The sequence below is a fragment of the Rhizobium sp. ERR 1071 genome (assembly GCF_007828675.1).
In the GTDB taxonomy this organism is placed as follows: domain Bacteria; phylum Pseudomonadota; class Alphaproteobacteria; order Rhizobiales; family Rhizobiaceae; genus Rhizobium; species Rhizobium dioscoreae.
The window spans coordinates 583324-608682 of record NZ_VITM01000002.1 but is presented as its reverse complement, the minus strand read 5'-3'; the positions used below and the strand labels follow the sequence as shown (position 1 = coordinate 608682).

The 25359-nt window shown below is 60.5% G+C and carries 26 protein-coding genes; 15 read left to right on the top strand and 11 right to left on the bottom strand.

The window, feature by feature from the left end:
- Window positions 1-65: 65 nt before the first annotated feature.
- Together FBZ99_RS08260 and FBZ99_RS08255 are read left to right on the top strand one after the other, a co-directional pair.
- Window positions 66-530, top strand: coding sequence for a MaoC family dehydratase (locus FBZ99_RS08260; protein WP_113332239.1), 465 nt, complete (start codon window positions 66-68; stop codon window positions 528-530).
- Window positions 527-994, top strand: coding sequence for a MaoC family dehydratase (locus tag FBZ99_RS08255; protein WP_113351849.1), 468 nt, complete (start codon window positions 527-529; stop codon window positions 992-994). The genes FBZ99_RS08260 and FBZ99_RS08255 overlap by 4 nt, the downstream gene beginning before the upstream one ends.
- A 49-nt stretch (window positions 995-1043) precedes the next feature.
- On the opposite strand, the gene FBZ99_RS08250 is transcribed toward FBZ99_RS08255, so the two are convergent.
- From FBZ99_RS08250 to petA, 4 genes are all read right to left on the bottom strand, one after another.
- On the bottom strand, window positions 1044-1586 hold the full coding sequence (locus FBZ99_RS08250; protein ID WP_113351848.1) for an adenine phosphoribosyltransferase: 543 nt from the start codon (window positions 1584-1586) through the stop codon (window positions 1044-1046).
- 117 nt (window positions 1587-1703) lie between these two features.
- On the bottom strand, window positions 1704-2570 hold the full coding sequence (locus FBZ99_RS08245) for a cytochrome c1 (RefSeq protein WP_069612669.1): 867 nt from the start codon (window positions 2568-2570) through the stop codon (window positions 1704-1706).
- Window positions 2571-2592: 22 nt separating this feature from the next.
- Window positions 2593-3867 (bottom strand): cytochrome b, encoded by a 1275-nt coding sequence (locus FBZ99_RS08240; protein WP_112413580.1) that lies wholly within the window; start codon window positions 3865-3867, stop codon window positions 2593-2595.
- A gap of 14 nt (window positions 3868-3881) precedes the next feature.
- The gene (petA, locus tag FBZ99_RS08235) at window positions 3882-4460 is read right to left on the bottom strand and encodes a ubiquinol-cytochrome c reductase iron-sulfur subunit (protein ID WP_113351847.1); all 579 of its coding nucleotides are present in this window, start codon (window positions 4458-4460) and stop codon (window positions 3882-3884) included.
- A 467-nt stretch (window positions 4461-4927) separates the two neighbouring features.
- On the opposite strand from petA, the gene FBZ99_RS08230 reads away from it, so the two are divergent.
- The gene (locus FBZ99_RS08230; protein WP_113332237.1) at window positions 4928-5875 is read left to right on the top strand and encodes an endonuclease/exonuclease/phosphatase family protein; all 948 of its coding nucleotides are present in this window, start codon (window positions 4928-4930) and stop codon (window positions 5873-5875) included.
- 21 nt (window positions 5876-5896) lie between these two features.
- Here FBZ99_RS08230 and FBZ99_RS08225 read toward each other — a convergent pair whose 3' ends face one another.
- The gene (locus FBZ99_RS08225; RefSeq protein WP_113332236.1) at window positions 5897-7759 is read right to left on the bottom strand and encodes an ABC transporter ATP-binding protein; all 1863 of its coding nucleotides are present in this window, start codon (window positions 7757-7759) and stop codon (window positions 5897-5899) included.
- Window positions 7760-7965: 206 nt separating this feature from the next.
- Between FBZ99_RS08225 and FBZ99_RS08220 the strand changes: the two genes are divergently transcribed.
- Both FBZ99_RS08220 and FBZ99_RS08215 read left to right on the top strand, forming a co-directional pair.
- Window positions 7966-8241, top strand: a complete 276-nt coding sequence (locus tag FBZ99_RS08220; RefSeq protein WP_113332235.1) for a CopG family ribbon-helix-helix protein — start codon at window positions 7966-7968, stop codon at window positions 8239-8241.
- Window positions 8241-8516: a type II toxin-antitoxin system RelE/ParE family toxin gene (locus FBZ99_RS08215; protein ID WP_112721478.1), complete on the top strand. Its 276-nt coding sequence runs from the start codon at window positions 8241-8243 to the stop codon at window positions 8514-8516. The genes FBZ99_RS08220 and FBZ99_RS08215 overlap by 1 nt, the downstream gene beginning before the upstream one ends.
- Before the next feature lie 40 nt (window positions 8517-8556).
- Here FBZ99_RS08215 and FBZ99_RS08210 read toward each other — a convergent pair whose 3' ends face one another.
- Window positions 8557-10410, bottom strand: coding sequence for an ABC transporter ATP-binding protein (locus FBZ99_RS08210; protein WP_145632412.1), 1854 nt, complete (start codon window positions 10408-10410; stop codon window positions 8557-8559).
- Between the two features lie 393 nt (window positions 10411-10803).
- Here FBZ99_RS08210 and FBZ99_RS08205 point away from each other — a divergent pair, with 393 nt between their 5' ends.
- Together FBZ99_RS08205 and FBZ99_RS08200 are read left to right on the top strand one after the other, a co-directional pair.
- A complete protein-coding gene (locus tag FBZ99_RS08205) occupies window positions 10804-11295 on the top strand; it encodes a tRNA (cytidine(34)-2'-O)-methyltransferase (protein WP_113395370.1) in 492 nt (163 codons plus the stop codon).
- Window positions 11296-11389: 94 nt separating this feature from the next.
- Entirely contained in the window at window positions 11390-12541 is a 1152-nt protein-coding gene (locus FBZ99_RS08200) for a hypothetical protein (protein WP_113395371.1), read from the top strand.
- An 89-nt stretch (window positions 12542-12630) separates the two neighbouring features.
- Here FBZ99_RS08200 and FBZ99_RS08195 read toward each other — a convergent pair whose 3' ends face one another.
- Window positions 12631-12891 (bottom strand): hypothetical protein, encoded by a 261-nt coding sequence (locus tag FBZ99_RS08195; RefSeq protein ID WP_041677939.1) that lies wholly within the window; start codon window positions 12889-12891, stop codon window positions 12631-12633.
- A 171-nt stretch (window positions 12892-13062) separates the two neighbouring features.
- On the opposite strand from FBZ99_RS08195, the gene hemF reads away from it, so the two are divergent.
- From hemF to FBZ99_RS08180, 3 genes are all read left to right on the top strand, one after another.
- Window positions 13063-13974: an oxygen-dependent coproporphyrinogen oxidase gene (hemF, locus tag FBZ99_RS08190; RefSeq protein WP_145632409.1), complete on the top strand. Its 912-nt coding sequence runs from the start codon at window positions 13063-13065 to the stop codon at window positions 13972-13974.
- A 194-nt stretch (window positions 13975-14168) separates the two neighbouring features.
- A complete protein-coding gene (locus tag FBZ99_RS08185) occupies window positions 14169-14447 on the top strand; it encodes a hypothetical protein (protein WP_113332230.1) in 279 nt (92 codons plus the stop codon).
- A gap of 123 nt (window positions 14448-14570) precedes the next feature.
- Entirely contained in the window at window positions 14571-14756 is a 186-nt protein-coding gene (locus FBZ99_RS08180; protein WP_075851104.1) for a DUF1059 domain-containing protein, read from the top strand.
- Window positions 14757-14798: 42 nt separating this feature from the next.
- On the opposite strand, the gene FBZ99_RS08175 is transcribed toward FBZ99_RS08180, so the two are convergent.
- From FBZ99_RS08175 to FBZ99_RS08165, 3 genes are read right to left on the bottom strand one after another with little or no spacing between them, the layout of a single operon-like run.
- On the bottom strand, window positions 14799-16055 hold the full coding sequence (locus tag FBZ99_RS08175; RefSeq protein WP_145632406.1) for a CCA tRNA nucleotidyltransferase: 1257 nt from the start codon (window positions 16053-16055) through the stop codon (window positions 14799-14801).
- On the bottom strand, window positions 16052-16687 hold the full coding sequence (locus FBZ99_RS08170; protein WP_113332228.1) for a CoA pyrophosphatase: 636 nt from the start codon (window positions 16685-16687) through the stop codon (window positions 16052-16054). Before FBZ99_RS08170 ends, FBZ99_RS08175 begins: the two co-directional genes overlap by 4 nt.
- The gene (locus FBZ99_RS08165; protein ID WP_113351841.1) at window positions 16684-17307 is read right to left on the bottom strand and encodes a DUF1285 domain-containing protein; all 624 of its coding nucleotides are present in this window, start codon (window positions 17305-17307) and stop codon (window positions 16684-16686) included. The genes FBZ99_RS08170 and FBZ99_RS08165 overlap by 4 nt, the downstream gene beginning before the upstream one ends.
- 167 nt (window positions 17308-17474) lie before the next feature.
- On the opposite strand from FBZ99_RS08165, the gene FBZ99_RS08160 reads away from it, so the two are divergent.
- Genes FBZ99_RS08160 through FBZ99_RS08140 form a run of 5 tightly spaced genes read left to right on the top strand, consistent with a single transcriptional unit; the run spans window position 17475 to window position 24756 of the window.
- Window positions 17475-18488, top strand: a complete 1014-nt coding sequence (locus FBZ99_RS08160) for an AAA family ATPase (RefSeq protein WP_113420497.1) — start codon at window positions 17475-17477, stop codon at window positions 18486-18488.
- Between the two features lie 26 nt (window positions 18489-18514).
- On the top strand, window positions 18515-19435 hold the full coding sequence (locus FBZ99_RS08155) for a DUF58 domain-containing protein (RefSeq protein ID WP_145632404.1): 921 nt from the start codon (window positions 18515-18517) through the stop codon (window positions 19433-19435).
- Window positions 19432-22257, top strand: a complete 2826-nt coding sequence (locus FBZ99_RS08150) for a DUF4159 domain-containing protein (RefSeq protein WP_145632401.1) — start codon at window positions 19432-19434, stop codon at window positions 22255-22257. Before FBZ99_RS08155 ends, FBZ99_RS08150 begins: the two co-directional genes overlap by 4 nt.
- A 1-nt stretch (window position 22258) precedes the next feature.
- On the top strand, window positions 22259-24331 hold the full coding sequence (locus FBZ99_RS08145) for a hypothetical protein (protein ID WP_145632398.1): 2073 nt from the start codon (window positions 22259-22261) through the stop codon (window positions 24329-24331).
- Between the two features lie 2 nt (window positions 24332-24333).
- Window positions 24334-24756 (top strand): GNAT family N-acetyltransferase, encoded by a 423-nt coding sequence (locus FBZ99_RS08140; protein ID WP_145316515.1) that lies wholly within the window; start codon window positions 24334-24336, stop codon window positions 24754-24756.
- A gap of 33 nt (window positions 24757-24789) precedes the next feature.
- Here the strand turns inward: FBZ99_RS08140 and FBZ99_RS08135 are convergent, their stop codons facing one another.
- On the bottom strand, window positions 24790-25359 hold the full coding sequence (locus FBZ99_RS08135) for a GNAT family N-acetyltransferase (RefSeq protein WP_145632395.1): 570 nt from the start codon (window positions 25357-25359) through the stop codon (window positions 24790-24792).

The following is a 25359-nucleotide window of genomic DNA, read 5'->3' as shown; positions in this document are numbered from 1 at the left end:
TGCTTGCGCCAGCACCGCGGGCCATGCGATTGCCGATAAACGAGACGTGGAGGACGACAGAAGATATGACGAAATTCGTCTACGAAGACTTCCTGCCGGGACGAGAATTTCCGCTCGGCCCAAAGCATGTAACGGCGGCGGAGATCATCGAGTTCGCTAGCGAATTCGACCCACAACCGATGCATCTGGACGAGGAAGCCGGCCGTGCCAGCATTCTCGGCGGCCTTGCCGCTTCCGGCTGGCATACATCGTCCATGTTCATGCGCATGATGTGCGACTCCTATCTCCTTGCCACCGATGCCGAAGGCGCGCCCGGCATCGATTTCATGGAGTGGAAAAAGCCCGTTCTGGCCGGAGATACACTCTCTGGCCGGTCCATCGTCGTGGAGATACGCGCCATGCGTTCTCGCCCCGGCATCGGCATCGTCAAGTTTCGCCACGAGGTCGAAAATCAACGCGGCGAACTGGTCTGCCTCGGAGAGAATGCGGTCATGATCCGCATGCGCAGCGTCGCGGAGGTTTCGGCATGAAGATGAGCGACCTCTACGCTGTCGGCGAACGCATCGACATCGGCAGCCATACCTTCACGCCTGAGGGCATCGTCCATTTTGCCTCGCGCTTCGACCCGCAAATCTTCCATATGGATGCGGAAGCAGCCAAGCATTCCTTGTTCGGCGGCCTCTGTGCCTCGGGATGGCATAGCTGCTCCATGTGGATGCGCAGCTTCGTCGATTACTGGAAATCCGAAACGGCAAGACTGACCGCCGAGGGCAAGACGCCGCCCGTTCTCGGCCCCTCGCCCGGCTTTACGAAGCTGCAATGGCTGCGGCCCGTCTTTGCCGGCGATACCATCAGTTATGGCGTTGCGATCCTTGGTAGCCGCGCTTTGGCCTCGCGCCTGGGCTGGACGCTCTACACACTCGCTTGTGACGGAATAAACCAGGACGGCTTGCCGGCCCTACGGTTCGAAAGCACGGTGCTTGCCTCTGAATAGCGAGCTGCGGGGCCGTTCATAACGGCCCTCGCCAATCTTCCGAACGCGGTCAGTGACCGGAAAATTCCACCAGTGTGTGAACCGGCACGTCAAGCTCCTCGAGCTTCCTGCGGCCACCAAGGTCAGGCAGGTCGACGACGAAGCAGGCGGCAACCACTTCGGCGCCGATCTGGCGTAGAAGCTTCGTCGCGCCGACGGCGGTTCCGCCCGTCGCGATCAGGTCGTCGACGAGGATGACCCTCTCACCCGGATTGACCGCATCACGGTGCATCTCCATTTCGTCGACACCATATTCCAGGCTGTAGGCGATGCGGACGATGTCGTGCGGCAGCTTGCCCTTCTTGCGGATCGGCACGAAGCCGGACGAAAGCTGGTGGGCCACCGCCCCTCCGAGAATGAAGCCGCGTGCTTCCATTCCGGCGACTTTGTCGATCTTCGTGCCGGCGTAAGGCTGCACCAGCGCATCGACAGCACGGCGGAATGCCCTGGCGTCGCCAAGCATCGTCGTGATATCGCGAAAGATGATGCCGGGCTTGGGGTAATCCGGAATGGAGCGGATGCTGGCGGCAAGCTCCGAAGCAATAGTGTTCATCAAATATAGTCTCTCAGGCTGTGATAGGGCCGGTTGCACCCTATCAATACCAGGGCGCTATACCAACAAAAAAGGCGACCTCGCCGGGCCGCCTTTTCTCGATCATTGTCGCGATGCTCAGTGAGCGCCGGCCTTTGCATAGACGGAACGCTTGGTGAGATAGATCAAGATTGAGAAGATCAGCAGGAATACCATGACCATGAAGCCAAGGTGCTTGCGATCTTCCAGATGCGGTTCGGAGGTCCACATCAGAAACGCCGCCACGTCGCGCGCATACTGGTCCACAGTCTGCGGCGAGCCATCGTCATAGGTCACTTGGCCGTCGGAAAGCGGCTTCGGCATCGCAAAGGTCGCAGCCGCATCGAAATACGGATTATAGTGCGAGTTCTGCGGCACCTTGAACCCGGCCGGCGGCTCTTCGTAGCCGGTCAGCAGCGAGTAGATATAGTCCGGCCCACCTTCCTGATACTGCGTGAAGATGTCGAAGATGAACTGCGGGAAGCCGCGCTCGATTTCGCGTGCCTTGGCAAGCAGCGACATATCGGGCGGCACGGCCCCGTTGTTGGAGGCCGCAGCAGCCTCGTCATTCGGGAACGGCGAGTTGAAATGGTCAGACGGAAGCGCCTTGCGGCTGAACATTTCACCCTGAGGGTTCGGGCCGTCCTGCACTTCGTAATTGGCAGCGAAGGCCTTCACCTGTGCTTCCGTATAGCCGAGGTCTTCCAGCGTGCGGTAAGCCACCAGCTTCATCGAATGGCAGGCGGAACAGACTTCCGTGTAGACCTTCAGGCCACGCTGCAGCTGCGCCTTGTCATAATAGCCGAACGGGCCGGAGAAGGTCCAATGCTGCTCGCGCGGCTCCTTCAGCGGATAGTGCGGCGTCTCTGCTTCCGCGGCAGGCTTCGTTTCCGCAGCGATCACGGCAGCGGTCGAGAGGCCGCCGATGAGCGTCAAGGATAGAAGGCCGACAACAAGTTTTTTCATCGTTTTCTTCCTCTATCGCCGGTTATGCTTGAACCGAAGCGGCAACTTTACCGCCCTGTTTCTCAAGAACCGCTTCCGTAATCGAATTTGGAATGCGCCTCGGTGTCTCGACAATGCCGAGCACAGGCATGATGACGAGGAAGAAGAGGAAGTAGAACAGCGTCGCAAACTGCGCAGCCGTGGTGTAGATGCCTTCCGCGGGCTGCGAGCCCAGCCAGCCGAGCAGGATGGCATCGGCGATGAACAGCCAGAAGAACAGCTTGTACCAGGGACGATAGACGGCCGAGCGGATCTTCGACGTATCGAGCCAGGGCAGGAAGAACAGCACGATGATCGCGCCGAACATCGTCAGAACGCCACCGAGCTTGGAGTCGATCGGGCCGATGTTGAAGGTGATCGAGCGCAGCATCGCGTAGAACGGCAGGAAGTACCATTCCGGAACGATATGAGCCGGCGTCTTCAGCGGGTTGGCCGGGATGTAGTTATCGGCATGACCGAGGAAGTTCGGCAGGTAGAAGACGAAATAGGCGAAGACCAGCAGGAAGATGGAGACACCAAGCGCATCCTTCAGCGTCGCATAGGGCGTGAAGGCGACAGTGTCGGTCTTCAGCTTCACTTCGACGCCGGTCGGGTTCGTCTGGCCGGTCACATGCAGCGCCCAGATATGCAGGATGACGACACCTGCAATCATGAACGGCAGCAGATAGTGCAACGAGAAGAAGCGGTTGAGCGTCGGATCATCGACGGCGAAGCCGCCGAGCAGGAAGGTCTGGATCCAGTCGCCGACCCATGGGAAGGCCGAGAAGAAACCGGTGATAACGGTCGCACCCCAGAAAGACATCTGACCCCAGGGCAGAACGTAGCCCATGAAGGCGGTCGCCATCATCAGGAGGTAGATGATCACGCCGAGAATCCAGAGGATTTCGCGCGGCGCCTTGTAGGAGCCGTAGTAGAGGCCGCGGGCAATGTGCAGGTAGACGGCCACGAAGAAGAAAGATGCGCCATTGGCGTGCATGTACCGCAACAGCCAGCCGTGATTGACGTCGCGGACGATCTTTTCGACCGAGTTGAACGCAATCGCCGTGTTGGCCGCGTAATGCATCGCCAGCACGACGCCGGTCAGGATCTGCAGGACCAGCATGACCGCCAGCATGGCGCCGAACGTATAGGCATAGTTCAAGTTGCGGGGAACCGGATAGGCGATGAAACTATCGTAGACCATACGCGGCAGCGGAAGCCGCGCGTCTACCCATTTTTCGAGCCCTGTCGATGGCTCGTAGGACGAATGACCACTCATGATTCAGCTCCCCCTCAACCGACCTTGATCTTCTTTTCCGACGTAAACGCATATTGCGGGATGAAGAGGTTCTGCGGCGCAGGCCCGTGACGGATGCGACCGGCGGTATCGTAGACCGAACCATGGCAGGGACAGAACCACCCGCCATATTCACCTGCCTGGCCGAGTGGAATGCAACCCAGATGGGTGCAGACGCCGATCATGACGAGCCAGTTTTCCTTGCCCTCCCCGGCCGAACGGGCAACGTCGGTTGCTTGTGCATCGGACGGAAGATTGGCGTTGCGGGCGATTGGATCCTTCAAGTCCGAAAGCTGCGCACCCTTGGCATCGTCGATTTCTTTCTGCGTGCGGTTACGGATGAAGACGGGTTTACCGCGCCACTTCACCGTCAACGACATGCCGGGCTCAAGGCTCGACACATCGACTTCGATGGATGCAAGAGCAAGTGTCGATGCGTCCGGACGCATCTGGTCGATAAACGGCCATGCGACGGCAACTGCACCCACCGCACCGGCCATACCTGTCGTCAAATAAAGGAAATCGCGACGAGTCGGCTCGCCGCTGGACTCAACTGTCGTACTATGCTCGCTCAAAGCTGCACATCCTCTTCCCGCAAACCACGGCAAAACCGCGGTACCCCTCTCACTAACGGCGAATCAATGCGACCATAATTCCGCCATAGATTCCTCCGTAACCCGCTGCGTTCTAAGCTTGATCGCAAATTATGTCCAGTCTTGGCAAGGGGTCAGGGCACAATGTCGCGGCAAAACTGCGCTATTGCGTCGCAAGGCTGGAGCCTGAACTCTTTCTGTACCGATGCGAAAAGTTAAACCCATGAAAAATCTGGGGATTTCTGTAGTATCTTCTTATATTGCAAGGCAAAATAGACAATGATTTCAATGCTGCATTGCGGAAGGCACTGCGGTATCACCACTTTCGCCACTCAGTGTGACCTGCGCTTTACCACTTAAATCCAAATGGATTTCCCCCGGGATTTATGGAGGATTGCACTTGCTATCTTGCGCATACGAAGCAGCAAAACGAAGCACGAGAACTTCTCATGAGACACACGATTTATTGCGTCCTATGCGTTCTCGCCACACTGGCGGTCGGCATCCTAGCCGCGCGTTACGTCGCCGATTCCTGGCTGCTGGCCTTTTTCGAAAGTCTGCAGACCCATATAAGCCTGTTCGCGATCCTGCTCGCCTTGATCGCATTCGCCTTCAAGCGTCACTGGTATGCGCTCTTCCTGACTGCCGCAGGGATCATCCTGCTGGTTCACTCCGTCCTCATGCTGCAGCAATACACCACGTCTTCGCTCGTCGCTTCGGCTGAGGCGAGCGGCGAGCATTTCAGGTTGCTCTCCTTCAACATAGAGGACAGCAATTTCGAAAACGGCCCTCGCATCGCCGATCTCATCATCGCCTCGAAAGCCGACGTCGTCGAAATCTTCGAGGCAGGACCGATCTTTTCCGAGATGGACCGCATCTTGAAAGTCTATCCCAACCGCATCGGCTGCGGCGTGATGACCACCGATTGCGATTCCCTGCTGCTGTCGAAGAGACCGTTCCAAACCCAACTCATGCGCAGCCTCGGCAGCCTCTGGGACAATCGCTTCATTCTCGCCACCATCGACATGGACGGCCAGCCCGTGAACTTCGCCTCCGTTCATCTGAGCAAGCCTTATTTCGATGCGTTCCACCAGATCGAGCTTGGCCTCCTCGCTCCGGTCCTTAATGACGTGAAAGGGCCGTTGATTCTCGCAGGAGATTTCAACGCCTCGGTCATCACGCCCGATATGCGCGACTTCCTGGCGGCAACCGGCCTTCGCCATGCCTTTCCCGAGCCCGCCACATGGCCGATTGCTGCGGGCGCCTATGGCATCACCATCGATCACGTCTTCGCTCGCGCGCCGTTGCGGCTGATATCCGTAAAGCAGATCCGCGACGCCATGGGCTCGAACCATTTCGGCCTGATGACGGAGTTCAGCGTGCCTCGGCAGAAATGATCCGGCGAGTTTCAGAGTGGCTCAATCTGCATCCGCCGCAATGAAACCGCCGGACTGACGTGCCCAGAGTTCGGAATAAAGGCCACCCCGAGCGATCAGCTCGTCATGCGTCCCCTCTTCGATGACCTCGCCCTTGTCGATGACGATCAACCGGTCGAGCTTAGCGATGGTCGACAGCCGATGCGCGATCACAAGCACGGTCTTGCCCTGCATCAGCCCATCCAGATTGGACTGCAGTACGGCTTCGGCTTCCGAATCCAGCGCGGACGTCGCCTCGTCGAGCACGAGAATGGGCGCGTCCTTCAGCATGACGCGCGCGATCGCAATGCGCTGGCGTTGGCCGCCTGAAAGCTTGACACCGCGCTCGCCGACATGGGCGGCATAAGCGGTGCGCCCCTTCTGATCTTCGAGGGCGGTGATAAAGCGATCCGCCTCCGCCCGCTGGGCCGCCTCCACCATCTGCTCGTCGGTAGCGTCAGGCCGACCGAAGAGGATATTATCGCGGATGGAGCGATTGAGGAGAGCGGTGTCCTGCGTCACCATGCCGATCGCGCTACGCAGCGACTCCTGCCTGACGGCGGCAATATCCTGTCCGTCGATCAGGATACGCCCACCCTCAAGATCGTAGAAACGCAACAGCAGATTGACGAGCGTCGTCTTGCCCGCTCCCGAGCGGCCGACGATGCCGACCTTTTCGCCCGCGCGTACGTTGAGAGAGAAATTGTCGATGATGCCGCCGCCGCGCCCATAGTGAAACGTCACATCGTCGAAACGAATTTCCGGCCCGGTGACGACCAGATCCTTGGCATCAGGCCGATCGACCAGACCGACGGGCTCGGAGATCATCTCGGCCGAATTCTGAATGGTGCCGAGATTGCGCATGATGGCATTGAACTGCGACATCATCCGGCCGAAGAGCATGTTCAGGCGCAGCACCATGCTGAGCGTGAAGGCGACGCCTCCGGTCGAGATTTCACCCGCCAGCCAGAGATGGACGGCGAGCGCGCCGATCATGGTGATCATGACGCCTGACAGCAGCGCCAGCGATGAGCGCACGCCGGTCAACAATCGTGTGAACGGCATGACGGCGGCCTGGAAGCGGTCGAAACCATTGCGGATGTAGTGGTCGTTCTGCTCCTCCCGGCCAAAGAGCTTCAACGTCTGAATATTGGCGTAGGCATCGACCATGCGGCCGTTCAGCATCGAGGACGCTTCGGCCGCGTTGCGCGCATGCCGGCGGATGCGTGGCACGAAATATCGCGCAAGCAGGGAGAAGACGCCGATCCAGACCGCGATGACCAGCGCCAGCCGCCAGTCCAGCCCGCCGACCAGCGCGATGGTCGATGCGGCATAGATGATGATGAACCAAACGACCTGCAGCAGCGACACAACGAGATCGCCCGTCGCCTGCCCCGCCGACCAGACCTTGGTGACGACACGGCCGGAGAAATCGTTCTGGAAGAATTCGACGGACTGCCTCGCCACATGGCGATAAGCCTGCCAGCGCACGAGATTGAGAAACCCTGGCACGACCACCTGTTCCTCGACCAATGCGCCGAGGCTGACGACAACGAAGCGCACCACGAGCACGACGAAAACCATGCCGAGCAGCGCCGCGCCATGGCCGGCAAGCAGCCCCGACCACCCCTCGCCCGGCTTCACCTTGTCAAGGATATCGACGAGATGCCCGACGAACCAGAACAGCGCCGCCTCGAGCATCGCGACGGCACCGCCGAGTGCCGCCATCGCCAGGAAAGGCCCCTTGGCCTGACCGACATAGTACCAGATGAAGGCACCGAGCGACCGCGGCGGCCGAAGATCGCCGCTGCGATAGTAAGGATCAATCCAGGTCTCGAACAGACGGAACACGGAACGGATGAACATGCCAGCGATATAGGGAATTTTGAGACACGCGCAAACTCACGGCGTGCCGCAGAAGAGGTTATATTTTCTTCATGTTCAGCCGCGCACTTGAAGTTCCGTTCTTCATCGGTGATTTAATCAAACTTAATCAGAAAGATTGAATCCGATAAATCTATACAAAATCCATCATTCGCCTATTTTATAGCAAGGAATAGGACGCGATCGAAATGAACAACAAGACGGCCGACACGAAAGTTCTGACGACACATGTTCCGCTGTCGTTGGCGGAAAAAGTTGACCAGATAGCCGCTCGGCTGGAGCGCTCCCGGGGATGGATCGTGAAGCAAGCACTCAATGATTGGGTCGCTCTGCAGGAAGAGCGTCACAGGCTGACACTTGAAGCACTGGCCGATGTGGATGCCGGGAATGTTGTCGACCATCAGCTTATTTGGGATTGGGTGCGCGACTTGGGCACGTCGGAAGACGAGGCTCAATCCCGTTGATCGAAATCAAGTGGACTGCGAAAGCACAATCCGATTTGATCCGCGTCTACGACTTTCTGGCACCGGTCAACAGGCCTGCGGCAATCAGAGCCGCACAAACTCTTTCATCCGCTCCGCTGCAGCTCCTTCAGCATCCGCGCATCGGGGAAAGACTTGAAGAATTCGAGCCTCGCGACGTCAGGCGCATCCTGGTAGGCGCTTATGAAATGCGCTACGAAATTGCAGGCTCGACTGTTTTCATTCTGCGCATATGGCACGGACGAGAAGATCGCTGAAACAATGATGGGGTGCCGAAGCACCCCAATTTTCCCTTCATCACTCCGCCGCCGCCTCGGCCTCCTCGTGATCCGCCAAAAACCCACCCGATTGCCGGCTCCAGAGTTCGGCATAGATGCCGCCCTCCTCGACCAGTTCCTGATGTGTGCCCATCTCGATGATCCGACCCTTGTCGAGAACGACGAGGCGGTCCATCTCGGTCAGCGTCGACAGGCGATGGGCAATGGCAATCACCGTCTTGCCGTGCATCAGCGCGAAGAGGTTTTCCTGGATCGCTGCTTCCACTTCGGAATCGAGCGCCGAGGTTGCCTCGTCGAGCACCAGGATCGGCGCGTCCTTCAGGAAGACGCGGGCGATCGCAATACGCTGGCGCTGGCCGCCTGACAGTTTGACACCCCGCTCGCCGACCTGCGCGTCGAGCCCGGTGCGGCCATGCATATCCACCAGCCCCTCGATGAAGTCCCAGGCATTGGCGCGCTTGGCCGCCTGGATGATTTCCTCGTCGGTCGCGTCCGGACGGCCGTAGGCGATGTTGTCGCGGATGGATCGGTGCAGCAGCGACGTGTCCTGCGTCACCACACCGATCATCGAGCGAAGGCTGTCCTGCGTGACGCCCGCGATATCGTGGCCGTCGATGGTGATGCGGCCGCCCTCCAGATCGTAGAAGCGCAGCAGCAGGTTCATCAGTGTCGTCTTGCCGGCACCGGAGCGGCCGACAAGGCCGACCTTTTCGCCGGCGCGGATATCGAGGGTCAGATCCTCCATGACACCCTTCGCCTTGCCGTAATGGAAGCGAATGTGGTCGAAGCGGATCGCACCTTGCTTGGCCACGATCGGCGATGCTGCCGGCTTGTCGACGATATCGTGCGGCTTCGTCATCATCTCCATGCCGTCATAGACGGTGCCGATATTTTCGAAGAGCGCCGAGACTTCCCACATCACCCATTGCGACATGCCGTTGACACGCATGGCAAGGCCGATGGCAATGGCGATGGAGCCGACGGAGATCGAGCCGCTGAGCCAGAACCAGATCGACAGAGACGAGACGATGAACAGCGCCGCGCAGTTGTTGAAATAGACCGATGCGTGGAACAGCGTCACCTTGCGCATCTGCTTGTGCACGGTATCGAGGAATTCCTCCATGCCGGCCCTCGCATACTTCTCTTCGCGGCCAGCGTGCGAGAACAGCTTCACCGTGGCGATGTTGGTATAGCTGTCGACCACACGGCCCGTCATCATCGAACGCGCATCGGCCTGCTGCGCAGCGATCTTGCGTAGCACCGGCACGAAATAGGCGACAATGGCGACATAGACGCCAAGCCAGGCCAGGATCGGAATCATCAGCCGCCAGTCAGCCGCCGCGATGACAAGGATCATCGACAGGAAGTACGTGAACACGTAGACGAAGACGTCGAGGATCTTCATGACCGTCTCGCGCACGGCAAGCGAGGTCTGCATCACCTTGGTGGCGACGCGGCCGGCGAACTCATTGGCGAAAAAGGTCATGCTGTGGCGCAGCAGGAAGCGGTGCATCTGCCAGCGCGCGATCATCGGATAGTTGCCGAGCAGCACCTGGTGCATGATGAAGCTGTCGAGGATCGCCGCAGCCGGCAAGCCGATCAGCACCATCGCGCCCATCCAGAACAGCTTGTGCCATTCCGTCTGCAGGAAGGTCGCCTTATCCACATGTGTCAGCCAGTCGACGATATCGCCGAGGAACTGGAACAGCGCCACCTCACCGATCGCGATCGACATGGTGAGGATGCTCATAGCGATCAGCCATGGCAGAGCCGGCTTGGAATAATGCCAACAGAAGGCGAAAAGGCCGCGCGGCGGAGTGTCCGGCACCTCGCTCGGAAATGGATTTAGTCGGCGTTCGAACCAGCTAAACATTGAAATGCTCCAAAGACTCGACCCTTCGACCACCCACTGCGCTGAAAGATCGCAGACTCATATGGTGGCCGGGTGATAAAACAACGAGGCCATGCCGGCCGCGCAATGACTTAAAGAAGGGGGGTACTTGCGAATACGCGCCTTGTAGCGCCAGTCAAATCCGTGAGTTCACGGCCTGGAGGCGCATTATCACAAACAAGATATCCATCTGTGCCTCCTTCTTTCGCAAGTTGTAGAGCGCTCGTCTTTTAGCGCGACTTTTTCTGTTTGAAAAGCGAAATATGCCTGAAAAATGGGCTGAATCCTTCAATTCTCTTTATAGGAGACATCACGGAAATGAAGGGCGCGCGAAAAATCTGAGACAAATCCAGGCGATTTCGCTAGTTGCAGCATATGACAAAACTGCGCATCGCCCTTTACCAACCCGACATTCCCGGCAACACCGGCACGATCCTGCGGCTCGCCGCCTGCCTCGGCCTCGGCGTCGACATTATCGAGCCGGCCGGCTTCGACATATCGGACCGCAATCTGAAGCGCGCCGGCATGGATTATCTTGCCGCCGTCACCCTGACCAGGCACGTCAATTGGGAGCGCTTCGAGACGTGGAGGCAGGAAAGCGGGCGGCGGCTGGTGCTGGCTTCAACGAAGGCGGCCCAGCGCTACACGGATTTTGCTTATCGCGACGACGATATCCTCCTCTTCGGCCGCGAAAGCGCCGGCGTGCCGGAGCATGTGCATGAAAAGGCCGATGGCCGCGTCCTGATCCCCATGGTGGAGGGCCAACGCTCCATCAATGTTGCGATGTCGGCCGCCATGATATCGGGGGAAGCCTTGCGGCAAACGCAATGGCCGCCGCTTACCGCACTGGGGCTGCACCGGGCCTGAATGTCGCACCCGAATAGGCGTTGGCACGCCGGATAAAGTGTGAGAAGCTTCGCTCTGGAATGCTCTAACTCAGGCAGCCTTGGCGAGGTGACCCATGTTCCAGACGGCATTCACGCTTTCCCTGACGCAGTTCGCACGTACATTGAGCCTCCCCGAACGGCTCCAGCACTCCCCTTTGCGCAACCTTGCGCTTGAGGGCCTTCGCCAGCGCAACCTCGCTCTCGATGCGCTGTTCTACGACGTCAAGGTCATTACACCCGAGGAAGCTTTCTACATCAGTGACTCGCTCGCCGCCGAAGGCGCGATCCTGATCGTGCCGCCGAGCGGCCTTGGGGCGCTCACCCTCTGCGAAACCATCGATGAATTTGTCTTGCGCGGCGGCGGCAATGCCCGGGCGCTCGCAGTCGCCGGCATCGGCGGTTCCGCGCTCGGTGCCGCCGCCTTTGCCCGCAACGTGGCCGATGCGATCGACGCACCAGTCGCCGTTGTCGTCTCAGGCTACGGCATCGCCGACGCCATCACTGAAGCCTTTGGCGGATCGTTTTTCTTCGGTCATTTGAGGGGGCTGCGGCCGTTGCTTGAAAGGCTGGATGATCTTGCCGGCCGGCCCAAGGTTGGAGCGCAGCGCAATGAAACGGCTGCCCGCACCAGCCTGGACACCAGAACGGTACAGGCGCTTCTCGCCGATCCCCGACTCTCCTTCCCTCTACTGGCGGGACACTCCAAAGGCAATCTCGTCCTTTCTGCCGCCCTGCATAACCTCTCGAAGCAGGATGAAGGACGAGTTGCTGAGCTGGCGCGGCATACGAAGATCGTGACGATCGGCGCGCGCATCGCAATGCCTCCGGTATTCAACGATGTCATCGATGTCATGGGCGAGTGGGACTGGTTTGGAGAGATCAATTCCCGACGGTTCATCCACGCCGATCAGCGCGTCGCGCATGCATGGCATCACACGAACACCGATTTGGGCGGCCACCTGCCGGTGACCATCACGCTGATGGAGATTCTCGCGGCATCACCCATTGCCGAAGATCAGAAAGCTGAAGAACACCAAGCTGCAAAGCTCGGTGCCGCGGCCGAACCGGCGGCAATACAGGAGACAAAGTCTCCGCCGCCTTCGGCCGGCGGTAATACGACTGCGATCGAGAAGGTCAAGAAAGCTTTCTCCGCGAGGCCTATGCCAAGCGCTCAGCCGGCCGCGTTCGGCCCGTCGGATGATCCGTCACCGACCATGCCGCATTGAGCTGACGACCAATCGCCAGCCAGCCTCGGAGGAACGGGAACACACTTCGAGAGCCATCACCCGTCGATGCGAGCGCCGTATCGTTCAGTTCAGTCCGCCGACGGCAAGCGCCGCATGGTGAATTCGATGCGATCGCCGTCGACCTGACGCCAGCTTTCGACCTCGGTCCAATAGGCGGCTTTCGGGAACTCGTTGAACCATTCACGCGCCTTTTCGCGCGCTTCGGGGCGACTGAGACAAAAGGTCTCGCGAACGAATTCACTCTTTCCACCGGCGGGATGGTCCTGCCGATAACGGAATATTCTGTTTCTCAACCCATCCAGGGGCGGCGGTCCGGGTATCTTCATGATAAAACCTCGCCTTTGAGAGAGGGAACATAATACCGCATTGTGAAATTTGCGAGTCGATTCTCCTGCGACGTTGCTGCACTGGCTGCGCCGCAATCTTGCTGATATTCCAACTCACGATACATACGGTGCGAATCGCGGGCCGCCGGCTGCTCGCACCGTCGGAGAGCATGAATGGAACGACCCAATCTTCCCAAGGGATTACCCGAGGATATTGAAGAAAAGAAAGAGGCAGCGCGACACTGGTTCGAGGGCCTGCGCGACACGATCTGCGCTGAGTTCGAGCAGCTGGAGAACGAGCTGACCGGCCCCCTTTCCGACCAGGAACCAGGCCGCTTCGTCGCCAAGGACTGGCAGAGGGACAAGGGCCAGGGCGGCGGCGGCCGCATGTCGATGATGGAGGGGCGCGTCTTCGAGAAGGTCGGCGTCCACACCTCGACTGTCTATGGCGAATTCTCTCCCGACTTTCGCAGCCAGATTCCGGGCGCCGAGGAAGATCCCCGCTTCTGGGCCTCGGGGCTCTCGCTGATCGCCCACCCCGTCAATCCTAACGTGCCGGCCGTGCATATGAACACGCGCATGGTGGTGACGACGAGCCAGTGGTTCGGCGGCGGCGCCGACCTGACGCCGGTACTCAATCGCCGACGCACCCAGGAAGATCCCGACAGCGCCCTCTTCCACCGCGCCATGCAGATCGTCTGCGACCGCCATGCCGTCGCCGACTACCAACGCTACAAGAGCTGGTGCGACGAATATTTCTTCCTGAAGCACCGCAACGAGCCGCGTGGCATCGGCGGCATCTTCTTCGATTGGCTGCATTCTTCGGAAGACGCCGGCGGCTGGAATGCCGATTTCGCCTTCACGCGCGACGTCGGCCGCGCCTTCGCGATGGTTTACCCGCGCATTGTCCGCTCGAATTTCAACGAAACATGGACGGAAGAAGATCGCGACGAGCAATTAATTCGTCGCGGACGTTATGTGGAGTTCAATTTGCTGTACGATAGGGGTACAATATTCGGACTGAAGACAGGCGGCAACGTGGAGTCGATCCTATCGTCTCTGCCGCCGGTGGTGCGCTGGCCCTAAGACACGTCGCGCAAAAGCAGGCGGCGATTTGCGATAACGACGCAGGGAAAGCTTCGAACTTCAAGCGCAGCGAACGAATCCGAAAGATCGCGATGCGCTGAGACGTTCAACATGAAATGATCGGACGGTGTCCTGAAATCGGCGGGAGGAGTGCCTAAGTGATCTAATGCTCGTTTCAATCGGAGGAGGTTGTAATGGCAGCAGAGAAACAAGTCACGGAAGCTTCGAAAGAACGGAAACTTTCGCGCACAGTCGATAGTCCGGAGTTCATCATCCGACTGGCGGAGGATATGCGGATCCGCAGTGGATCCGATCTGCCCCTTTCCTGCTTCATAGAGCAGGTGAGGATGCAGCTGGCGGGCAAATCACCGAGCGATATCGCCCGCTTCGCGGCCGATCGTTCGGCCAAGCAAGTGCCTATCACTCGCTATCAATCGTCGGATTGCTTCAAATCCTGGGCGATGCCGGATTAATGTCCGGAAAGCCGCCGGCAAGCTGGAGACTTGCCGGACGGCAGAAACCTTTTCTCGTTCGTTGCGTTTAGGTCTTCAGGTCCTTTGTAGGGCGAGAATCCGCTGAAAGATGAGGAGGAAGATATGCGACTGTTCGAATGTGGTACGCTCGTGCCCGGTTGCGCCTGGCATACTCGCGCCAAGGATGACGCCGAGGTGGTTCGTCGCGCGGTCGAGCACATGCGCGAAGCGCATGGCGAAACCATCATCCGCGAAAACATGGTCGACAATATCAAGGCCCGAATTCGCGACGAGGCAAACGCAGCCTGATCGGCAGGCTGGCCAGTCAGTCCCGCTATGCAGGTCTCATTATCAGGCGTGGGCTAAGTCCTTGAGTCGGGCGAGAAGGCTCGCCCGGTTCATCGCAAAATTCCCATCGAGCCATTCCTGCTCGATCTTGCCAAGAAGCTCGCCCACGCGCGGACCCGCATTGACGCCCGCGGCAAGCGCATCAGCGCCATTGAGCGGAAAAGCCGGCTTCTTCCATTTTGCCGTCCGTTCCAACAATTTCCCGAGCCGCGCCACGCGGGCCATTTCCTCGAAATCGCCTTCCGCCTTGCTCCGCGCAACGGCCAGCGCCAACTTAAGGCGAACCGCGACGCAGGTCGGATCATGGCGATAAAGCAGGCGATCGAAGGCCGCCTCTGAAATATCGTCCTTGACGATGGGCGCATTCGCCCAGGCCTGCAGATAGGAGCCTTCCGCTTTCGAGAGGCGCAGTCGCTCGGCAAGCTTGGCAAGCCTTGCCGCATCGGGCGGCACAATGGCTGCAAGACGAAGTAGAGCCTCCGACGGCCAGCCGAGAGCCTCTTCGGCGGCGATCAGCCCAGGAATGGCGTCGATGCCCCATTTCTCGGTTTCCGGCAGCACTTCAGTCAAAATGCCGATCTGGCGCATCCAGAGCAGCGCCCTGCCCGGGTCCGGGGCTGCCAGCAGCTTCTTCATCTCGGACCAGACACGCTCGGCCGAGAGTGTTGATATCTTCGACTTTGCGGCGGCACAGGCGCGCAAGCCATCGGCATCGGGACGGCCGCTGCCATAATAGGCGAAGAAGCGGAAGAAGCGCAGGATGCGCAAGTGATCCTCGGCAATCCGCGTCGCCGCATCACCGATGAAGCGAATGTTGCGGCGCTCCAGATCGGCAAGCCCGCCGACGAGATCCACGACCTCGCCATCAGCGGATGCATAGAGCGCATTGATCGTCAGGTCCCGCCGCTCGGCATCGGCCTGCCAATCCTGGCTGAAGGCCACTACGGCGCGCCGCCCATCCGTCTCCACATCGCGTCGCAGGGTGGTGATTTCGAACGGCTTTCCGTCGATGACCAGAGTGACCGTACCATGCGCAATGCCTGTTGGTACCGCCTTGATTCCGGCCGCCTCTGCTCGTTCCACAACCGTTTCCGGCAAAAGAGTTGTGGCTATATCGATATCGGCGACGGGCAGCCCCATCAGGCTGTTGCGGACGGCACCACCGACCACGCGCCCCTCGCCGCCATCGGCATCGAGCAGCGCCAGCACCCGCTGCAATGCCTCATCGCGAAACCAGGCCTCATCGGCAACGGACGTCATGTATAAAGCCTTTCATAAAGCGTGCGGACGATGCCCGCGGTAATGCCCCAGATCATTCGCTGCCCATAGGGCATGCGGTAGAAATGGCGTTCCGTCCCCTGCCAGAGCATCGTGTCGGTCACGTGGTGGCCGGGGTCCATCAGGAAAGAGAGCGGCACCTCGAAGACATCCTCCACTTCGGTCGGATTGAGAGCCAGGTGAAAGCCCGGCTTCACCACGGCGAGAATGGGCGTGATGCGAAAGCCGGTCGCTGCCAGATAATGCGGCAGGCGCGCCACCGGCTCGATGAAGATGTCGGCCAGCCCGATTTCCTCCCCCGCTTCGCGCACCGCCGCCATTTCCGGCGAGGCGTCCTCCGGATCGATAGCTCCGCCCGGAAAGGCGATCTGGCCCGAATGCTTGCGCAGCGTCGAAGTTCTAAGCGTGAAGATCACCTTGGCATCGTCGCCGCTGTCAACGACGGGCACAAGCACGGCGGCATCCTTGAGCTTCAGGTCCGCGACCTGTGAAATGGTCTCGGGATTGAGAAGATGATCGCCGTGATCGCGCCAGGCAAGCTCCACCGGTCCGCCACTCTGATGGAGGGCGCGACGGCGGAATTCATCCGCGGAATAAAGGGGAAATTCATTCATCGAGTCAGTGCATCCAGTTCGGCAACCGGCATGACGGGAAATATGGAGCTGCCGGAACGCACGCAGAAGATCTCTCGCCCGGCAATCACGACGGGCTCACCAAGCTCGATGAGATCGTACATGACCGCACGCGTCACCAGAGCCTCCAGGCGCCCCCGGACATGCAGATAAGGCTTCAATTCATCGTTCTCACCGCTGATGACGAAGCGGATTGGATGATCCCTGCCAGCCTCGACGACATCGCCGACATTGGTGCGGAAGGTCAGCACCCGTCTGCCCTCACGTTCCGTTACGCTCATCTCGACGGCCACGAACGGCGCGTCGACCACGCGAATACCCACCTTTTCCACAGGCGTCACGAGATAGGTCTTCCCATCCTCGTCTTTGCGCAGAACTGTGGAAAACAGCCGCACCAGCGGCGCGCGACCGATCGGCGTGCCGAAATAGAACCAGGTGCCGTCGGCGCGGATCTCCATGTCGATGTCGCCGCAGAAGGGCGGATTCCAGCGATCGACGGGCGGCAAACCCTTCTTGGAGCCGCCGCTATCGCCAGCCGCACGCGAAATCAGCGCCGCGAGGCTTGCGGCATCGCCCGTTGTCCTGATTTCCTCGGTTGCCATTCTTCTGTCCCGGTTGGTCGTTAGTCAGGAATATGACAGTTCTCACGAGATAGTCATTTGAAACGTGCTTGTCAGCGGTCTTGCTGGCGATAAGTTGTATTGATTATGAGGCAAATGTGTAACGTCTGCGAATCACGCGCACCGTTTTTCTGCCATTGGAGACGCAAATGGGCATGATCAAATCGACCGAAACGAGCCTCGACGAGCAGGCCATCATTGCCTCAGCCGAAAAGGCACTGGGCGATATCGCCGCCGTTCGCCAGGAGGTGTCGAAGGTCATTTTCGGTCAGGAAAGCGTCGTGGAAAACACGCTTCTGGCCGTGCTCGCCGGTGGTCATGCCTTGCTGGTGGGCGTACCGGGTCTCGCCAAGACGAAGCTGGTGACGACACTCGGCGCCGTTCTCGGCCTTGCCTCCAACCGCGTGCAGTTCACGCCGGACCTCATGCCCTCGGATATTCTCGGTTCCGAGGTCATGGACCAGGACGAAACCGGCCGCCGTTCCTTCCGTTTCGTCAAGGGTCCGGTCTTCGCGCAATTGCTGATGGCCGACGAAATCAACCGCGCCTCGCCGCGCACGCAGTCCGCCCTGCTGCAGTCCATGCAGGAATATCACGTCACCATCGCCGGCCAACGTTATGACCTTCCTGCTCCCTTCCACGTTCTCGCAACACAGAATCCGTTGGAGCAGGAAGGCACTTACCCGCTGCCGGAAGCCCAGCTCGACCGTTTCCTGCTGCAGGTCGATGTCGATTATCCCGAGCTTGCGGATGAACGCCGCATCCTGCTCGAAACCACTGGCTTAAGCGAAGCGACGCCACAGGCGGTCATCGACGCCGAACGCTTGCTGGAAATTCAGCAGCTCATCCGCCAGATGCCCGTCAGTGACGGCGTCGTCGATGCGATCCTGTCGCTCGTGCGCTCGGCCCGCCCAGGCCAGGGCAATGCCTCGACGGACAAGCATGTCGCCTGGGGTCCAGGTCCGCGTGCCGGCCAAGCGATGATGCTCTGCGCCCGCGCCCGCGCCCTTTACGAAGGCCGGCTTGCACCGTCGATCGACGACATTCATGCACTCGCCGAGCCAGTGTTGGAACACCGCATGGCGCTGACTTTCGCAGCCCGCGCCGAAGGCATGTCCGTACGCGATGTCATTTCAGGGCTGGTCAAGCAGTCGAAGTCGTGACCCGGATGTCGAGGAGAGTATAGCGCGTGGCATCCATCGGACAGACCGTCAGACCGACCTCAGGCAACGATGCCCTCTCCCGAGCCCGTAGTCGCGCCGCACTCGTGCCGGACTGCCTTGTCGAAGCCAAGCGCATCGCCAATACCGTCATCGCCGGATGGCACGGCCGGCGCAAGCGCGGCATCGGCGAGAATTTCTGGCAGTTCCGCCCCTATACCGAAGGCGAAAGCCTGTCGCGCATCGACTGGCGACGCTCGGCCCGCGACGATCATACCTATATCCGCGATCATGAATGGGAAGCCGCTCACACGATCTGGCTCTGGGCCGATCTCTCCCCATCCATGATGTATAAATCGACCTATGGCCATGTGTCCAAGGAAGGCCGCGCGCTCGTCCTGATGCTGGCGCTGGCGGAAATCCTGTCCCGCTCCGGTGAGCGCATCGGCTGCCCCGGCATCATGGAGCCGGTTTCGACCCGCAACGCTGCCGAACGCCTGGCCGCAGCGCTGATGCATACGCCGCTCGAAGGCGGCCTTCCGCAGACATCAATGATCCGCGGCTGGAGCGATATCGTGCTGATCGGCGATTTTCTCGACGATGCCGATTGCGTGATGGGCAGGATCGGACCGCTGGCCCGCCGTGGCTTACGCGGTCATGTGATCGAGGTTGCCGACCCCGCCGAAGAACTATTTCCCTATAGCGGGCGCACCGAATTCAGCGATCCCGAAACGGGCTCGAAGCTGATCGCCGGCCGCGCGGAAAACTTGCGTGAAGATTATCAGCGCGCCTATCTCGCGCGGCGCGAAAATCTCGGCCAATCGCTGCGCCATCTCGGCTGGACCTTCGTCAGCCACCGCACCGACCGCCTGGCTTCCGAAGCGCTGGTCGCCGTGCACATGTATCTCTCAGGCATGCCCGCGAGGGTCGCGTCTGGAGGCCAGCCATGAGCGGTCTCTCCTTTGCATTCGCTTCGCCGGCCATCTTGGCAGCGCTCATTCTGCTTCCTGCGATCTGGTGGCTGCTGCGCCTGACCCCGCCGCAGCCGCGCACCGAAGTGTTCCCGCCGCTGCGCATTCTGGCGAGCATCCTCAAACGTGAGGAAACGCCGGCGCGCAGCCCGTGGTGGCTGACGCTGCTGCGCATGCTGCTTGCCGCCCTGGTCATTCTTGCCATCGCCAATCCCATGTTCAATCCGCGCACCAACACGCTCTCGAGCAGCGGTCCATTGGTGCTGATAATCGACAATAGCTGGGCAAGCGTCTCCGACTGGGAACGCCGCGTACGTACAGCCGACGCGCTGATCGACGACGCCGACGCCAAGGGCATTCCCGTTTCGATCGCCTTCACCGCCGAGCAGAGCAACGATGCAACGCCCGGTGCGGCGACATCAGCTCGCGACAAGCTGCATGCCATGAACCCGCAACCGTTGGTGCCAGATCGCCGGCGCACCGCCGACGCAGTCAAGGCGGCGCTCAACGGCATGAAGCCCGGTACTATCGCCTTCATCTCCGATGGCATCGAGAGCAAGGACAAGGACGATATCGTCAGCCGCCTTGCCGCGCTGCAGCCGAGTGAGCTGCGGCTGATCGAGGGCGACGGCCGCGATATCGTCGCGCTCACCGGCGCAGCCAATACCGCCAGCAACATGACCGTCACGGCCACACGGCTGAACGGCAGTGGCCCGATGCGCCTCGGACTGACGGCGCAAGACAATCAGGGACGGCCAATCGCCGCTGGCTCGCTTGACTTCGCAGGCGGGCAGACGGTTGCGACCGGCTCCATTGCAGCGCCCTTCGAAATGCGCAACGATTTCGCCCGCATCAGCATCGACCGACATGCAAGCGCCGGCAGCGTCTATCTGCTGGACGACGGTTTTCGCCGCCGACGCGTGGCGCTCCTCTCCGGACAGGCCGCCGACGAATTCCAGCCGATCCTGTCGCCACTCTATTATATCCAGCGCGCCCTTCAGCCCTATGCCGATCTCACTCAGCCCAACAGCGCCGATCTGGCAAAATCGATCCCCCAATTGCTCGCGGGCAATCCCTCCGTCATCATCATGGCTGATGTCGGCCGCCTGCCGCAGGAAACCTACGCACCGCTGCAAAAATGGATCGAAAATGGCGGTACGCTCGTCCGCTTCGCCGGACCACGGCTTGCCGCGGCACCCGCTGACGATCCTCTCGTTCCCGTCACGTTGCGGCAGGGCGAGCGCACCTTCGGCGGCGCTCTTTCCTGGGCCGAGCCGCAGCCGCTTGCCGATTTCCCCTCTTTCGGCCCCTTCGCCGGCATGCCGAAGCCGAATGATGTCCTGATAAAGCGCCAGGTTCTGGCCGAGCCGACACCGGATCTCGCCGAGCGCACCTGGGCAAGCCTTGCCGACGGCACGCCGCTGGTAACCGAAAAGCAGATGCAGGCCGGCCGTATCGTGCTCTTCCACGTCAGCGCCGAGCCACAATGGTCGGATCTGCCGATATCAGGCGATTTCGTCGAGATGCTGCGCCGTATCGTCCAGCTATCGCGTGCCGGCGGCGTCGCCTCGGGGCAAGCAGCTGCTTCCAAGGCAAGTGAAGCAATGCCACCCTACCGGCTTCTGACCGCCAAGGGCGTGCTGACGAGCGAGATCGGCAGCGCCCGCCCGCTGGAACCAAACAACAAGGGGGCTGCAGTCGCAAGTTTCGACAACCCGCCCGGCCTCTATGGTTCCGAAGAGGGCTTCAGCGCGCTCAACACCCTGCCGAGCGGCGCAGTGCTCAAGCCGCTGGATACCTCAGCGGCCGGCGCTGTCGCGCGCGAAGGCCTTATCGGGGGCGAGGCCTGGTCGGCAAAGCCGATCCTCTTTACCCTCGCCTTCCTCCTGCTGCTCGCCGACAGCATCATCGTACTGTTCATGAACGGTGCCTTTCCACGCCTGGGCAGATCGGCCAAGACGATTGCGGGCGGCACGGCAATGCTGCTGCTGGCTGCATCGCTCGCCATATTCCTGCATCCGGCAAACGCTCTGGCCGACGATTCCAAACCGGGCGACGACGCCATCTTCTCGCGGCTCGACAAGACGCATCTTGCCTATGTCGTGACAGGCGAAACGGACGTGGATCACATTTCGGAGCGCGGGCTTGCCGGCCTCTCCGACTATCTCACCTATCGTACGACGCTCGAACCAGGCCCGCCGGTAGGGGTGGATCCTGCCAAGGATGAACTCGCCTTTTACCCGCTGATCTACTGGCCGATTTCAGCAACCGCGCCGATGCCGTCCAACGACGCCATCAACCGCATCGACGCCTATATGCGCAACGGCGGCACCGTGCTCTTCGACACGCGTGACGCCATCGACACGATGGGCGACACTTCGTCACCGAGCCCCAACGGCCAGCGACTGCAGCAGATCCTTGCCAACCTCGATATTCCTCCCCTCGAGCCCGTGCCCGCCGGCCATGTGCTGACCAAGTCCTTCTACCTGCTGTCGAGCTTCCCCGGCCGCTATGCAGACAGCCCGCTCTGGGTGGAAGCGCGTCAGGATGCGCGCCGCGATGCGAACGCCGTCGCGACCTCCGACGGGGTGACGCCGATCATGATTACGGGCAATGATTTTGCCGGCGCCTGGGCTATCGGCGACAATGGCTCGCCGCTGCTGCCGACCGTCCCCCCGGATGAAACGCAGCGGGAATATGCCTACCGCACCGGCGTCAACATCATGATGTACATGCTGACCGGAAACTATAAGTCCGATCAGGTCCACGTTCCCGATATCCTGCAGCGCTTGGGGCAATAGTATGAATATCGGTTTTGCCCCCTTCCTCCCCTGGCCTATCCTTGCCGCTCTGGCGGTGCTGACGCTCGCCATCTGGGCGCTTGCCATCTACAGGCGCCTGCGCGGCGGCTGGATTCGTGGCTTCGCAGGTATTGCCTTGCTGGCGGCACTCGCCAACCCGGTGCTGATGCAGGAGGATCGCGATCAACTGACGACGATCGTGCCCGTCGTCGTCGACCACAGCCTGAGCCAGCAGACGCCGGAACGTGCCAAGATGACGGACGAAGCCCTGGCGATGCTCAAGGATCGGCTGGCGCAATTCCCCCGCATCGAGCCCAGGATCGTGGAATTCCGCGATCCGGCGGAGTCGGAATCTCCGTCGACACGGCTTTTCTCTGCCCTCTCCTCGGCAATCGCCGACGTCCCGCCCGCCCGTATCGGCGGTGCCATCTTCCTGACGGATGGCCAGATCCACGATATCCCCGGCGTCAATCAGCAGCTCGGCTTTGACGCACCCGTCCACGGGCTGATCACGGGCAAACCGGACGAATTCGATCGCCGCATCGAGATCGTGCGTGCACCTCGCTTCGGTCTTGTCAACGAAGAGCAGCAGCTCGTCTTCCGTGTCGTCGACGATGGCAAGAGCCCCGGCGGCACGGCAGCAGTGACGGTCAAGATGAATGGCGACGAGATCGCCACCCTGCAGGCGACGCCCGGCCAGGACACGCCCTTTAGCTTCAAGGTGCCCCGCGCCGGCAACAATGTCCTCGAATTCGCAGTCGCCGAAGTGCCTGGCGAAGTCACCGGCATCAACAATCAGACGGTCCAGCTGATCGAAGGCATCCGCCAGAACATGCGCGTCCTGCTCGTCTCGGGCGAGCCGCATGCCGGCGAGCGCGCCTGGCGCAACCTGTTGAAATCGGACGCCTCGGTCGATCTTGTGCACTTCACCATTCTGCGTCCGCCGGACAAGCAGGACGGCACGCCGATCAACGAATTGTCGCTGATCGCCTTCCCAACCCGCGAGCTTTTCGTCGACAAGATCAACTCTTTCGACCTGATCATCTTTGACCGCTATCAGGACCGCCAGAACGTCCTACCGACGATCTATTATGATTACATGGCACAATATGTGGAAAACGGCGGCGCATTGCTGGTTGCAGCCGGCCCCGAGCATGCCGGCGGCAGTTCGATTGCGCTGACGCCGCTCGCCTCGGTGCTGCCGGCCGAGCCGACGGGCCAGATGATCGAGAAAGCCTTCTATCCGCGCCTGTCGGACCAGGGCAAAAAGCACCCCGTCACGCGCGGGCTGGATGGTTCCGAAACTGAGCCGCCGCATTGGGGCCGCTGGTTCCGCAGCGTCGATGTGGAGAGGCCGCAAGGGCAGACCGTGATGGTCGGCGCTGACAATAGTCCCTTGCTGGTGCTGAACCGCGTCGGCCAGGGGCGTGTCGCCATGCTGCTCTCCGACGAGGGCTGGCTCTGGGCACGCGGCTTCGAAGGCGGCGGCCCACATGTCTCGCTCTATCGCCGCATTGCCCATTGGCTGCTGAAAGAGCCAGCGCTGGAAGAAGAAGCGCTGACGGCCAATGCCGCGGGGCGCACGCTGCAGGTAACGCGCCAGACGATCGGCAACGATCCCGGCCCCGCTACGATCAAATTGCCTTCCGGCCAGACGGAAACCTTGCCGCTGAGGCAGACCCAGCCGGGTCTCTATCAAGCCGAGAAGCATATGAACGAAATCGGGCTCTACCAGATCGCCAACGGCAATCTATCGACACTCGTTCATATCGGCGCAATCGATGCTCCGGAATTCAAGGCGATGATCTCGACCACCGAGACACTGAAACCGCTGGCACAAAAAACGAAGGGTCTCGTCACCCGCGTTGCCGCCGCAAATGGCGGCGTGACGGTGCCGCAGGTTCTGCCGGTGCGCGGCACCGTTCGCGTCGCCGACGGTCAGCGCCTGACCATCCGCATGACCGACGAAACCGTGCTGAAGGGGATCAATACCCTGCCGCTCTTTGCAGGCTTTGCCGGTCTCGCCGCTCTCCTCTTCGCTTTCTCTGCCACATGGTGGCGCGAAGGACGATGACTATGAAGATCGAAGTGACCGATACGCCATCCGAAGGCGAACTCGCGGCCATCAGCGAGGGATTGACGGCGTTCAACACCATCGACGTCGGCCCGTCCGGCCGGCAATCCCTGGCCGTTCTGATCCGCGATGATGCCGGCAAGACCATCGGTGGCATCTCGGGCTATACCGCCTGGGGATGGCTGTTCACCCAATGGCTTTTCGTACCGGAAAGCCTGCGCGGCCAGGGCATGGCCGGAAAGCTGCTGGAGGCGGCGGAAGCGGAGGCAAGCGCCCGCGGTTGCTTCGGCGCATGGATCGATACCTTCAATCCACAGGCGCTGAAAGCCTATCAACGGCAGGGCTATGCCATCTTCGGCGAACTGCCAGATTTCCCGGCCGGTCGCAGCCGATTCTTTCTGAAGAAGACGTTATCGCCCCGCTGACATCAAGCAGGGCGATTTTTCGTTGATGGCGCCTTAGACAGCGATCGCCGTGAACTGCACGACATCATCCAGATCGTCTTCGGCTTCGATAGCCGGAACGGAATCATCGCGCCAGACAATCGTGCCATGCAGCCGCGCATGCGTGTCTGCGGCGATCGGCACGACGAGCACCCGGTTGGGATCGACAGGCCCCGGGAAGGTCAGTGCGTTGTAGGCGACCTTCTCGAAACCGAGCGGGCAATAATAGGGCGGATCGCCGATCAGGATAACAGCTTCCGATCCCTTGCGCTGAGCAGCGGCCACTGCAATCCGCACGAGCTCGCGACCTATACCCTTATTCTTGTGCGAAGGACGCACCGCAAGCGGGCCGAGCAGATGTCCCTTGACCGATCCGGCCAACACCGGCGTCATCCGCACGGAAGCGATTGTCTCGCCATCATCGGCGCAGATGAAGGACAGCAACCGGTCATGCGGTCCCTGCTCGCGAATGCGAGCAGCGGCGCGTGTAAACCGTCCCGGACCGAAAGCTTCTTCGTTGATGAGTTCGATAGCAGCGTCGTGCGACGCATCCTCAGTGAGGTAGACCAGATCGTGCTTGTACAT